Annotated in this window: 11 protein-coding genes; 8 read left to right on the forward strand and 3 right to left on the reverse strand. The window is 70.6% G+C overall.

Annotated elements, in window-relative coordinates:
- Window positions 1-44 precede the first annotated feature (44 nt).
- Window positions 45-539, forward strand: coding sequence for a hypothetical protein (locus AC0VYM_RS06200; RefSeq protein ID WP_475459966.1), 495 nt, complete (start codon window positions 45-47; stop codon window positions 537-539).
- Window positions 540-768: 229 nt separating this feature from the next.
- On the opposite strand, the gene AC0VYM_RS06205 is transcribed toward AC0VYM_RS06200, so the two are convergent.
- On the reverse strand, window positions 769-1,173 hold the full coding sequence (locus AC0VYM_RS06205; RefSeq protein ID WP_475459969.1) for a hypothetical protein: 405 nt from the start codon (window positions 1,171-1,173) through the stop codon (window positions 769-771).
- A gap of 358 nt (window positions 1,174-1,531) precedes the next feature.
- Here AC0VYM_RS06205 and AC0VYM_RS06210 point away from each other — a divergent pair, with 358 nt between their 5' ends.
- The 6 genes from AC0VYM_RS06210 (at window position 1,532) to AC0VYM_RS06235 (ending at window position 8,196) form a co-directional block, all read left to right on the forward strand.
- On the forward strand, window positions 1,532-3,199 hold the full coding sequence (locus AC0VYM_RS06210) for an ABC transporter substrate-binding protein (RefSeq protein WP_475459972.1): 1,668 nt from the start codon (window positions 1,532-1,534) through the stop codon (window positions 3,197-3,199).
- Window positions 3,200-3,396: 197 nt separating this feature from the next.
- On the forward strand, window positions 3,397-4,401 hold the full coding sequence (locus tag AC0VYM_RS06215; protein ID WP_475459975.1) for an ABC transporter permease: 1,005 nt from the start codon (window positions 3,397-3,399) through the stop codon (window positions 4,399-4,401).
- A complete protein-coding gene (locus AC0VYM_RS06220) occupies window positions 4,401-5,420 on the forward strand; it encodes an ABC transporter permease (RefSeq protein ID WP_475459978.1) in 1,020 nt (339 codons plus the stop codon). Before AC0VYM_RS06215 ends, AC0VYM_RS06220 begins: the two co-directional genes overlap by 1 nt.
- A gap of 2 nt (window positions 5,421-5,422) precedes the next feature.
- The gene (locus AC0VYM_RS06225) at window positions 5,423-6,511 is read left to right on the forward strand and encodes an ABC transporter ATP-binding protein (protein ID WP_475459981.1); all 1,089 of its coding nucleotides are present in this window, start codon (window positions 5,423-5,425) and stop codon (window positions 6,509-6,511) included.
- Window positions 6,508-7,617, forward strand: a complete 1,110-nt coding sequence (locus AC0VYM_RS06230) for an ABC transporter ATP-binding protein (protein WP_475459983.1) — start codon at window positions 6,508-6,510, stop codon at window positions 7,615-7,617. Before AC0VYM_RS06225 ends, AC0VYM_RS06230 begins: the two co-directional genes overlap by 4 nt.
- Before the next feature lie 165 nt (window positions 7,618-7,782).
- Window positions 7,783-8,196 (forward strand): thiol-disulfide oxidoreductase DCC family protein, encoded by a 414-nt coding sequence (locus tag AC0VYM_RS06235; protein WP_475459985.1) that lies wholly within the window; start codon window positions 7,783-7,785, stop codon window positions 8,194-8,196.
- A gap of 67 nt (window positions 8,197-8,263) precedes the next feature.
- On the opposite strand, the gene AC0VYM_RS06240 is transcribed toward AC0VYM_RS06235, so the two are convergent.
- On the reverse strand, window positions 8,264-9,145 hold the full coding sequence (locus tag AC0VYM_RS06240; protein WP_475459988.1) for a 3-methyladenine DNA glycosylase: 882 nt from the start codon (window positions 9,143-9,145) through the stop codon (window positions 8,264-8,266).
- Between the two features lie 45 nt (window positions 9,146-9,190).
- Between AC0VYM_RS06240 and AC0VYM_RS06245 the strand changes: the two genes are divergently transcribed.
- Window positions 9,191-9,787: an HD domain-containing protein gene (locus AC0VYM_RS06245; protein WP_475459990.1), complete on the forward strand. Its 597-nt coding sequence runs from the start codon at window positions 9,191-9,193 to the stop codon at window positions 9,785-9,787.
- A 2-nt stretch (window positions 9,788-9,789) separates the two neighbouring features.
- On the opposite strand, the gene AC0VYM_RS06250 is transcribed toward AC0VYM_RS06245, so the two are convergent.
- On the reverse strand, window positions 9,790-11,577 hold the full coding sequence (locus AC0VYM_RS06250) for a hypothetical protein (RefSeq protein ID WP_475459993.1): 1,788 nt from the start codon (window positions 11,575-11,577) through the stop codon (window positions 9,790-9,792).
- Window positions 11,578-11,802: the final 225 nt, after the last annotated feature.

Raw genomic sequence — 11,802 nt, forward strand, 5'->3', positions numbered from 1 at the left:
CGCTCCACTTGTGAAGTACGCCCGGGCACGCGACCCTGTTCGTCATGCAAGACACCCAGACGTCCCCCGTATCCTCCGACTCCCGGCCCTTCAGCGTGCTTCCGGCCCCCCGGCGGAGCCTGCTCGCCGCGGGTCGCCCCGGTGTGCGGCCCCCGCAGGACGTTCGGCAGACCTGTGTCCTGATGTGCGTCACGGCCGCCGCGTTCGCGGGCCTGGCCTACCAGTCCTGGGCGACCCTCGACGCGGGGGCGCCCGCGCCGGTCGTGCGCGAACTGTGGGTGCAGGTGGTCCTGGCGTCCCTGGTCGTCCTGGGGCTGGTCGCGCTGGTGGTGCCCGTGCGCCGCGCCGGTCACGTCCTGTGGCGCGCCGCCCAGTTCGGCGCTCTGGTCGCCCTCGGCGTGGGCGTCTCCGCGCTCAACACGGCGGCCCGGCTCGCGGACACCCCCATGCTGCTGGTCGCACTGGTGGTGGCCCTCTTCGCCATCGTCACCAACATCGCCCTGTGGAGCACCGGCGTCCGCCGCTGGTGCGCCTCCTAGTACCCCGCTCCTGCCACCCCGTTCGTGAGGCGCGTGCCCTGGCCGTCCGACCAGGGCACGTCGCCACTCTCCGGCCACGAGAGAGATCTACGCCGTAAAGCCCCGAGGGTGACCCCGTGTCCTTCGGACCCGTGTGCTCGGAACACCGTGGGCCCGGGGTGTGTGCACCGTGTGGTCACACACCGCCGGGCCCCTGTCGTTCCGTGGGTCCTGTCTCAGGCGCCGCCGCTCAGTCCTCCTCCTCGCCGTCCGCCAGGACGTGGAGGCGGGCCAGGTGCTCGCTGCCGTCCTCCCCGTGACGGTTGACGTAGATCTCGCGGGCCTCGTCCGCGATGTCTCCCACCTCGTCCTCGAAGCCGTAGTCGAGGAGGTCGTCCAGCAGGTCGAGCGACCGGTGCAGCGGGTCCCCGTCGTCGGGGTCGGTCGCGGCCTCCTGGGGCGAGTGCTCGGTGACCCGTGTCAGTACGACGCCTCGGGCCTCCTCCACCGCGCTCTCCGCTCCGGCCGCCGCGCTCAGGCGGATGCGGGTGATGGGGTCCTCGTCGGCGACGAGCATCAGCTGCTCGGCCAGCCAGGAGGTGTCCTGGCCTTCGAGGAACGCGGTGAGTTCCGCGTCGTCAAGGGGAGTGTCCATCCGCAGATCATAGGACGAACCGCACACCTCCGGCGCCTCGGGTCCGGCTCCGGGAGGGGAATCGAAAAACGGACATTCGGCAACGAAAGTTAATTCATCCCATGATCGGATAAAGAAAAAGGAATTGTGCTCGGGTGAATACCCATTGTCACGGGGCAGGGGCGTCAGGGGTTCTGGTGAAGATGACGCTCAGTTAAACACATGCGGGCCAAAATCCGATCTATGGATCACGGCACAGATCTGAAACGGTTGTATTAATACCCAGCCGTCTACCTTCCCAGGTGGTCGTGGCGCGGTTTAGGGTCCGACTCATCGTTACGGGCCCCCAAACCCCCGTCCCCCATCACTGAGGTGGACCATGTTCACGAAGTCTTCCCGTAAGCCGCTCGGCCTGGTGGCCGTCGCGGCGTCGCTCACGCTTGTGGCGACAGCCTGCGCGGAGAGTGACCGCGCTGGAGGAGGCGGCGACGACTCGCAGCCGTTCGTCTTCGCCTCCGCCGGTGACATCACCGCGCTCGACCCCTTCCTCGCCAGCGACGGTGAGACCTTCCGGTACAGCCGACAGGTCTTCCAGACCCTTCTCGAACACGAATCCGGCGGTTCTGAAATCGTCGGCGGACTGGCCGAATCCTGGGACCAGTCCGAGGACGGCACGGTCTGGACCTTCAACCTTCACGAGGGCGTGAAGTTCCACGACGGCGACGACCTGAACGCCGAGGCGGTGTGCGCCAATTTCGACCGCTGGTACAACCTCACCGGTGCCTACCAGAGCTCGAACAACTCGTACTACTGGCAGAAGATCTTCGGCGGATTCGCGGAGAACGACGAGACGTACGCGGCTCCCGACCCGCGTTTCGTCTCCTGCGAGGCCGAGGACGAGTTCACCGCCGTCATCGAGGTCAGCGAGTTCTCCTCCCTGTACCCCGGCGGCTTCAGCCTCGCGGCCTTCGGCATCATGAGCCCCACCAGCCTGGAGGCCATGGAGGGCCAGGAGATCACCGGTGAGGAGGGCAACCCCAACCTGCCCGAGTACACCCAGGTCCCGGGGACGGTCGCCGGTACCGGCCCGTTCACCGTGGAGGAGTGGAACCAGGACCAGGGGGAGATCACCCTCAAGCGGTTCGACGACTACTGGGGCGACCCGGCGGGCTTCGAGAACATGATCATCCGGGCCATCCCGGACGAGAACGCGCGCCGCCAGGCCCTGGAGGCGGGCGACATCCACGGCTACGACCTGGTGGCCCCGGCCGACGTCGGCCCGCTCCAGGAGGCCGGGTTCGAGGTCCCCACCCGTGACGTGTTCAACGTCCTCTACCTGGCCTACCACCAGGAGAACGAGGCCCTGGCCGACCTTGAGGTCCGTGAGGCCCTCTCGCACGCGGTGAACCGCCAGCGCATCGTCGACACCATCCTCCCCGAGGGCGGCGAGGTCGCCACGCAGTTCCACCCGGACACCCTCGACGGCTGGTCCCCGGACGTGCGCGAGTTCGAGTACGACCCGGAGCTGGCCGCAGAGAAGCTGGCCGACGCGGGGCAGGAGGACCTCGAACTCGAGTTCTGCTACCCGACCGAGGTCACCCGCCCCTACATGCCCGCCCCCAAGGACATCTTCGACGTCATCTCGGAGGACCTCCAGGAGGCCGGCGTGACGGTGGAGGCCAAGAGCTACGAGTGGGCCGAGTACATCAACCAGACCGACAGCGGCAACTGCCCGCTGTACCTGCTGGGCTGGACCGGCGACTACAACGACGCCTACAACTTCATCGGCACCTGGTTCTCCACCCCCAACAACGCGTGGGGCATGGACGACCAGGAGCTCTTCGACAAGATGGAGGAAGTGAGCACCAACCCCGACGCCGACGAGCGCGTCGCCGGTTACCAGGAGCTCAACGAGATGGTGATGGACGTCCTGCCCGGGCTGCCCATCTCCAGCTCCCCGCCCTCCATCGCGTTCTCCGGGGACGTCAACCCGCCGAACGTCAGTCCGCTGACCCAGGAGAACTTCGCCGAGGCCTCCTGGAAGTAGGCGCCGTCCCCTCTCCCTGACCCGGGAGGGGACTCCGCCGGGCCCGGCCGGTTCCTGACCGGTCGGGCCCGCCGCACGGCCACCCCGGCGGTTCCGCCGCACCCCCCCGGGTACCCCCGACATCCATCCGTCCAACCCGCCACACCCCGGCGGGGGACGCTTCGCGTCCATCGTTCCACTGGCGAAAGGCGGCGCAGGTGCTGCGATTCATCGTCAGGCGACTCCTACAGCTGATCCCGACTCTCGGCGGTCTGTCGATCCTGCTGTTCGTCTGGCTCCAACGACTGCCGGGCGGACCCGAGTACGCCCTCCTCCCCGACGACGCGACCGCGGAGCAGCGTGCCGCTCTGCGCCGGTCCCTGGGCCTGGACGAACCCCTCGCGGTTCAGTACCTCACCTTCCTGCGCAACATCGTGCAGGGCGACCTGGGGACCTCCCTCCAGACCAGCCGACCGGTCCTGGACGAGTTCTTCCTCCGCTTCCCCGCGACCTTCGAACTGGCCGTGACCGCGATGATCTTCGCCGTCGCCGCCGGTCTGCCCCTCGGTTACCTCGCCGCCCGCAAGCGCGGCACCGTGCTGGACTTCGCCGCCGTGGGCGGCTCGCTCCTGGGCATCTGCACCCCGGTCTTCTTCCTGGCGTTCATCCTCAAGGTGGTCTTCGCGGAGAACCTGGGCGTGTTCCCGTCGGCGTTCCGGCTCTCCCCGGGTCTGAGCCGCACCGACATCACCGGGTTCGTGGTCCTGGACGGCCTCATGACCAGGGAGTGGGACGTCGTCATGGACGCCCTCGCCCACCTGGTCCTGCCGGGGCTGGCCCTGGCGTCCATCCCGTTGGCCGTCATCACCCGCATGACCCGCGCCAGCGTCCTGGAGGTCATGGGCGAGGACTACGTCCGCACGGCCAACGCCAAGGGCCTGCACCGCACCACGGTGCGCACCCGCCACGTGCTGCGCAACGCCCTGCTGCCGGTGGTCACCGCGGTCGGTCTGCTGGCGGGCAGCCTCTTCGCCGGGGCGGTCCTCACGGAGAGCGTCTTCGCCTTCCCGGGGATCGGGTCGTTCGTCTACGCGGCGACACAGACCCGCGACTATCCGGTGCTCACCGGCTTCATCCTCCTCATCGCCACCATGTACGTGTTCATCAACCTCCTGGTCGACATCTCGTACAGCCTCCTCGACCCGAGAGTGCGGGCCCAGTGATGCCTACGACACCGAACCCCGAGGCCCCGGACACCGCCGGGGCCGACGACAAGGTCCCGTTCCACAGGCGCAAGGCCGACAAGGTGGACCGGCTCGCCGAGCTCATGGGCGACCGGGACGCCAGCGGCCACGGCGCCGGGGTCTGGCGCGAGGCCTTCCAGCGGATGCGGCGCAGTCCCATGGCGATCACCGGCGCGGTCATCGTCGCGGTGTTCCTCGTCATCGCGCTGTTCTCGCCGCTCATCGCCACGTACAGCCCCACCTCCCAGGCCTGGGGCGGCGAGGTCTTCCCGAACCGCAACGAGTTCGTGGGGCCGCGCGCGGAGAACTGGCTGGGCCTGGACCACCTCGGCCGGGACATGTTCTCCCGCATGGTGATCGGGGCCCGCCAGACCCTCCTGGTCGGTGTGGTCGCCACCCTGGTGGGATTCCTGTTCGGCGCGCTCCTGGGCGGCCTGGCCGGTGCCTGCTCGGTTCTGGGCGGTCACTGGGGACGCCAGGTCGACAACGTCATCATGCGCGTCATCGACATGATGCTGGCCATGCCGACCCTGCTGCTGGCCGTCACCGTCGCCGCCCTGGTCGGACCCAGCCTCACCACGGTCATGATCGCGGTCGGCATCGCCCAGGTCCCGATCTTCGCCCGCCTGCTGCGCGGCGCGATGATCTCCCAGGGCAACCGCGAGTACGTGCTGGCCGCGCAGGCCCTGGGCGTGCGCAAGCGGAAGATCGCCGTGTCGCACATCCTGCCCAACTCCATGGGCCCGGTGATCGTGCAGTCCACACTCACCCTGGCGACCGCCATCATCGACGCGGCGGCCCTGTCCTACCTGGGCCTGGGCAACCCGGACGCCTCCTACCCGGAGTGGGGCACGATGCTGTCCGAGGCCCAGCGGTTCCTGTCCAGCGCACCGTCCCTGGCCGTCTACCCGGCCCTGGGCATCATCATCACCGCGCTCGGCTTCACCCTGCTGGGTGAGGCGCTGCGGGAAGCGCTCGACCCGAAGTTGAGGAAGTGACCATGAGTTCCAGCACGCCGCTGTTGGCGGTGGACGAGCTGTCCGTGGTGTTCCACCGCAAGGGCCAGAACCCGACCCGCGCCGTCGACGGGGTCTCCTTCACCCTGGAGGAGGGCAAGGTCACGGGGCTGGTCGGTGAGTCCGGGTGCGGCAAGAGCGTCACCTCGCTGGCCCTCATGGGCCTGCTGCCGGACCGGGGCGTGAAGGTCGGCGGCAGCGCTGTCATGCGCCTGTCCGACCGGGGCGAGGAGCCGCAGGAGGCGGACCTGCTCAGGGTCTCCCAGCGCCGGATGCGCGACCTGCGCGGATCGCAGCTGGCGATGATCTTCCAGGACCCGCTCAGCTCGCTCAACCCGGTGGTCCCCATCGGTGTCCAGGTCACGGAGATCCTCAAGCGGCACCGGGGGATGCGCGGCGCCGCGGCGAGGAAGGAGGCGGCCGACCTCCTGTACCGGGTGGGCATCCCCGACCCCACCAGGCGTCTGAACGAGTACCCGCACCAGCTGTCCGGCGGTATGCGCCAGCGCGCGCTGATCGCGATGGCGGTGGCCTGCAAGCCGCGCCTGATGATCGCGGACGAGCCCACCACGGCCCTGGACGTCACCATCCAGGCGCAGATCCTGGAGCTGCTCAAGGACCTGGTCATCCAGGAGGGCACCGGCCTGCTGATGATCACCCACGACCTGGGCGTGGTGGCGGGTCTGTGCGACGACATCAACGTCCTGTACGCGGGCCGGGCGGTGGAGACCGCCGAGCGCGCGCCGCTCTTCAGCGACCCCACCCACCCGTACACGGTGGGCCTGCTGGGTTCCATCCCGCGCCTGGACGCGCCGCGCGGCGAACCGCTCACCCCGGTGCGCGGTTCGGTCAACGACAACATCGCCTGGGCGGACGGGTGCGCGTTCGCGCCCCGGTGCGACCACTACACCATGGAGTGCCTCCAGGGGCCGCCCCGGCTCGTCCGGATGGGCGACGGGGACCCCGGACACGTCCACCGCTGTGTGAACCCCATCAGCCACGCCGACGTGGTGGACCGGGCCGTGCTGGAGAGCCCGGCCGTGGTGGGCGACGACGAGGAGGAGCGGGGATGAGCCTGCTGGAGATCAGGGACCTCAAGGTCCACTTCCCCATCAAACGGGGCGTGATCGTCGACCGCACCGTGGGGCACGTACGCGCCGTGGACGGGGTGTCGCTGACCATCGAGAAGGGCCAGACCTACGGCCTGGTGGGGGAGTCCGGGTGCGGCAAGACCACCCTGGGCCGGGCGGTGCTGCGGCTGAACGAGATCACCGAGGGCGAGGTGTGGTTCGGTGAGCGCGACCTGGCCGGGCTCGACTCGGAGTCGATGCGCCGGGAGCGCGCCAACCTCCAGATGGTCTTCCAGGACCCGTTGGGCAGCCTGAACCCGCGCCAGAACATCGGGTCCATCCTTCTGGAGGGTCTCCAGACGCACGGGATCGGCGGTCCCGAGGGCGAGGAGGCCCGGGGGCTGAGCCGGGCGGAGCTGCGGCGGCGGACCGGTGAGGACCAGCGCCGCCGAGTGGTGGACGCGCTGGAGCGGGTGGGGTTGTCCGCCAAGGCGCTCCAGCGGTACCCGCACGAGTTCTCGGGCGGTCAGCGCCAGCGCATCGGGATCGCCCGGGCGCTGGTCCTGGAACCGGACCTCATCATCTGCGACGAGCCGGTCTCGGCGCTGGACGTGTCCATCCAGGCGCAGGTGCTCAACCTGCTGGAGGAGCTCCAGGAGGAGCTGGGCCTGACGTACCTGGTGATCGCGCACGACCTCGCGGTGGTGCGGCACGTGAGCGACGTGGTGGGGGTGATGTACCTGGGTTCGCTGGTCGAGGAGGCCACCAGCGACGAGCTGTACGAGACCCCGCTGCACCCCTACACGAGGTCGCTGATGTCGGCGGTGCCGGTGCCGGACCCGACGGTGGAGGACACCCGGGAGCGCATCCTGCTCGCTGGTGACCTGCCCTCGCCCGCGAACCCGCCCGCGGGCTGCCGGTTCCACACCCGCTGCCCGTGGCGGCAGGAGGAGCGGTGCGACACCGAGCGCCCGGAGCTGCGCCCGCTGGACGGCGTGGACGCGAGCGGCACCCACCGGGTGGCCTGCCACTACGCCGAGCGGATCCTCTCCGGCGAGATCCAGCCCCGCGAGGAACTGGCGGAGCGGATCGTGCACGGCGCGAGCTGATCCGGACCGAGCGCGCGGGTGCCCGTCGAGGGCGCCCGCGCACTCCTGCGTCCGGGCCTCATGACCCGGGAGTGTCCGACGCGACTCGGGTTCCCTGACTGTCGGGCGGGTGGAGCGGGGAGGTAGGAAGGTACAAGGGGTTACCGAACCAGGAGGAACCGGATCATGGCGGATACCGCTCACGCGCGCGGCCCCGGGCTGTTCCTGTACGACCGGGACTGCGGCTTCTGCCAGCGTGCGGTCGCCTTCGCGCGGGACCGCCTGCGCACTCGGACCGCCTTCGCGGCCTCTCAGGACTCCGACCTCCCCGCCCTCGGTCTCACCCCCGAGCAGGCCGACGAACAGGCCTGGATCGTCTACCCGGACGGGCGGCGGCTCGCGGGGGGCGACGCCGTCGCCGGGGTGCTCCTGGGCGCGGGGCCGCCCGCGCGGGCCCTCGGCAGGTTCCTGCTGCTGCCCGGGGTGCGCGCGCTCAACCGCGCCGCCTACCGGATCGTGGCCGCGAACCGGTACCGGCTCCCCGGCGGAACCGCCGCCTGCGCCCTCCCGCCCTCGAACGGACGGTCCACACCCCCGTGAACCCCCTGGCCGCGTCCTCGGACCCGATGCGGCCCCCGGGAGGCGGGCCGAGCCGACCCGCTCTGACTCAGGCCGCGCGCAGGGCCCGGCACACGTCCAGGACCCGCTCGCGCAGCACCGCGCCGCGCTCGGAGAAGTCCCGCTGGTACTCCATGTAGGCGGCCTTGCCCTCGGCGGTCTCGATCCGCACCGGTGAGTACCCCCACTCCCGGAGGTCGTAGGGGGAGGCGCGCATGTCCAGCACGCGGATCTCCTTCGACAGCGCGAAGCAGTCCGCGACCAGCTCGGAGGGGACCGCCGGAGTGAGCTTGTAGGCCCACTTGTACAGGTCCATGTTGGCGTGCAGGCACCCCGGCTGGTCCAGCTCCGCCTGGCGTTCCCGTGCGGGCTGGAGGGTGTTCAGCGGGCGGGCGGGTTCGGTGAAGAACCGGAACGCGTCGAAGTGCGAGCACTGGATCCGGTGCGACTCCACGACGCGGTCGGTCCCCTCGTGTCCGAGCCGCAGGGGGACCTGGCCGTGCCGTACCTCCTCGGTCCGGTACACCATCGCCCACTCGTGCAGCCCGAAGCAGCCCAGGTGCGCGGGGCGTTCGGCCACGGAGGACAGCAGACGCTCCACGAAGTCCAGCACCGGGCGGGCGGCCAGGAACGCGGGCACGTCCAGCCCCACGCCGCCGGGGACTTCGGTGTAGAAGCGCTCGGAGAGCCGTGCGCGGGCGCCCTCGCCCAGCAGCACCGTCCCGACGCCGGGGTGCCAGCGCCGCAGCTGCGCGGGCTTGAGGTTGTAGTAGGTGAACAGGAAGTCCTCGACGGGGTGCCGCTCGCCCGCGCTCCTGCGCCGTACGTGCTCGCCCACCAGGGCGTCCACCCGACGCCCGTGCCGCTCGGCGCGTTCGCGCCACTCCGTCTCCGCCAGGCCGGCCACGGCCTCGGTCCTCGTTCCCGTCACGGAACCCAGGGTAGTCCGGGCCCGGACCTGCCCTAGTCTGCTGGGATGCAGATCCCCACCGACGAAGAGATCCGGGCCCTCCACGAGCGTCACGCGCCCACCCCCGAGGCCTTCGAGCTCGTGTACACGCACTGCCGGGCCGTGTGCGAGGTGGCCGAACTGCTGCTGGCCGCGGCGCCCGCCGGGGTGGACGCCGACCTCGTCCGCGCCGGGTGTCTGCTCCACGACGTCGGCGTCTACCGGCTGATGGACGAGCGGGGGCGGATCGACGGCCCCCGCTACGTGAGCCACGGGGTGCTCGGCCACGAACTGCTGGCGGGGGAGGGGCTGCCGGAGATCCTGTGCCGGTTCTGCTCGCACCACACGGGCGTGGGCGTGACCCGCGACGACGTGCGTGACCAGGGGCTGCCCATCCCGGTCGCGGACTACCTCGCGGAGTCTCCGGAGGAGGAGCTGGTCATGTACGCGGACAAGTTCCACAGCAAGAGCGAGCCGCCGGTCTTCCTCACCGTCGACACCTACGCCGCGAAGGTGCGCCGCTTCGGCCCGGACAAGGAGCTGCGGTTCAGGGAGCTGGTGGACCGGTACGGCGAGCCGGACCTGGACGCGCTGTCCCGTTCCTTCGGGCACGTCCTCGTCTGAGCTCAGTTGGACTGCTGGACGGGCAGGTGCCGTCCCAGGTAGCCCACGTACACCCGGTTGGTGGTGTCGGGGCCCAGGTGCGGGAAGAAGTACAGCCGGGGGCAGATGCCGTACTCGATGTCCAGTTTGATGTGCGCGTACATCGGGACCCGGCCGTCCGGCTCCACCTCGGTCGGCACGCGGAACACCCGCTTCTCGTTGAGCTTGCCCCGGTTGCGGACGTAGTCGGACTCCTGTGAGGCCAGCCGCTTGACCGGGATCACCCGATACCCGTCCGGGGGTTCGCGCAGGTAGGAGTGGAAGCCCAGCCCGCTGCCGGGGTTGTCGAACTGGTAGCGGGCGTAGTCGTTCAGGGCGAGCAGCGCCTCCCAGGCCCGGGTCACCCACAGCCCCTCCTTGCGGCTGTCGGAGAGCTCGTACACGGTCTGGTCCTCGATGGTGAAGAACAGGTGCGGCAGGGCCGTGCCGTCCGTGATCCGTTCCAGGAGCTCGGCCACGCTGGACGGCGGCCGCTGCTCGGGGTCGCGGGGGGCGGGGGTGGCGGCCAGCCGGAACAGTCCCGCCTCCCGTGCCTGGTCGCGCAGCCACCCGGCCTCGAACCGGGCGACGCGCCGCTCCTCCCGGGCGGTGGCCAGCTCGTCCGCGAGGTCGGCGGTCTCCGCGAGCACGGCCTGGTGTTCCTCGGACAGCTCCCCGATCCGCGCGTTGAGTCTGCGCACCTCCTCTCTGAGCCGCCGCACCTGCTGTTCCTGTGCCTGGGCGGCGGCGAGTTCCACGGAGGAGACGGAGTCGTGGTCTGACTGGTGTGCGATGACGTTCCCCGATCCGGAGGGTGCCCGTGGGGGAACGGGGGCACGGGTGTTCGGACCCCGGCGCAGGTCCTCGGTCTCCTCGGTCAGGAGCGCGTCGATCGCCCGTAGCGCCTCGGGCAGGCGCAGTCCGAGCGCGTTGTCGCGCACCCTCCGGGACAGGGCGGCGCCCACCCAGTTGCGCACGCGTTCGCCGTCGCGGGCCGTGTCGAGGGTGCCCGGACTCATCCGGGGGTGGCGCTGGGCGTCCGCCTCGTCGGCGGGGTCCACACCCGGTAAGAAGGTGCGCACCCCGCCCGCAGGTACGTCCAGACCGCGGGGGAGGAGCTCGGAGACCCGTTCCAGGGCGGCCCCGTCGAGTACGTACCCGGCGCACATGCCGGTGCAGCGGGACAGGGTTCCCGCCATGGAGGTGCGCCAGTCGGCCACGGTCACGTCGCGGGGCGCCCCGGTGGCGACGATCGCCAGGCGTCGCAGGGGGTCGCGGATGGTCGAGAGGAGGGCGGCCACGTCGTCGTCGTCACGTCCGCGCACGATGCGGGGCGAGGACGGAAGCGGGTGGGCGCCGTCGTGCGCGCCCACCGATCCCAGCAGCATGCGCGCCGCCTCGGGCGGCATCACCTCGGCGCGGGGGGAGTCGGTGAGAGCGGCGGGGTCGACGGTCATGTCGATCCACACGTAGTTCCACGGGGAGAGCTCGGGGTCCACCACCACCGTGGCCAGGGTGCGCCACACGCCCTCCGGCTTCTCGGACTCGGTGGTCAGCCGCAGGAAGGTCAGGCCCTCGTCGGCGTTGTGGTGCCGTGCCACCAGCGCCCGTGAACGGTTGCTCAGCTCGAACCGGCCCGATCCGGTGAAGTCCACGCGCGCCCCCGAGTTGCCGCGCTTGCTCAGCCAGCGGGAGAGGACCGAGGAGGCGACCGGGACCAGGTCCCCGTCGTCGTCGTGGACGGCGACCAACGTGCGGTAGACGAGCGGCAATGGGCACTCCCGGGTTCCCGTCGAGGGCGGTGGACCCGAGGGTCCGGCCGAACCCGCTGGCAGGGCCCTCCCTCACCACTGTGGACGAAGGACCGCCCCCGCGCCAGCCGGTTGACCAAGTTCCCTTCGGCGGGTCGGTGCCCCGCCGCCCCGGGTCGTACTCTCCGTCTACCCACGGAACGGCCGAGTCATCGATTCCCCAGCGCCGGTGCGCCCCGGGATTCG

It is taken from the genome of Nocardiopsis sp. iso_237 (assembly GCF_056173345.1).

Excerpts from the sequence above, each read along its gene's own strand:
- AC0VYM_RS06235 (WP_475459985.1), top strand. The coding sequence starts at position 7,783 with ATGGCGGATACCGCTCACGCGCGCGGCCCCGGGCTGTTCCTGTACGAC.
- AC0VYM_RS06200 (WP_475459966.1), top strand. The coding sequence starts at position 45 with ATGCAAGACACCCAGACGTCCCCCGTATCCTCCGACTCCCGGCCCTTC.
- AC0VYM_RS06205 (WP_475459969.1), bottom strand. The coding sequence starts at position 1,173 with ATGGACACTCCCCTTGACGACGCGGAACTCACCGCGTTCCTCGAAGGC.
- AC0VYM_RS06210 (WP_475459972.1), top strand. The coding sequence starts at position 1,532 with ATGTTCACGAAGTCTTCCCGTAAGCCGCTCGGCCTGGTGGCCGTCGCG.
- AC0VYM_RS06225 (WP_475459981.1), top strand. The coding sequence starts at position 5,423 with ATGAGTTCCAGCACGCCGCTGTTGGCGGTGGACGAGCTGTCCGTGGTG.
- AC0VYM_RS06245 (WP_475459990.1), top strand. The coding sequence starts at position 9,191 with ATGCAGATCCCCACCGACGAAGAGATCCGGGCCCTCCACGAGCGTCAC.
- AC0VYM_RS06220 (WP_475459978.1), top strand. The coding sequence starts at position 4,401 with ATGCCTACGACACCGAACCCCGAGGCCCCGGACACCGCCGGGGCCGAC.
- AC0VYM_RS06230 (WP_475459983.1), top strand. The coding sequence starts at position 6,508 with ATGAGCCTGCTGGAGATCAGGGACCTCAAGGTCCACTTCCCCATCAAA.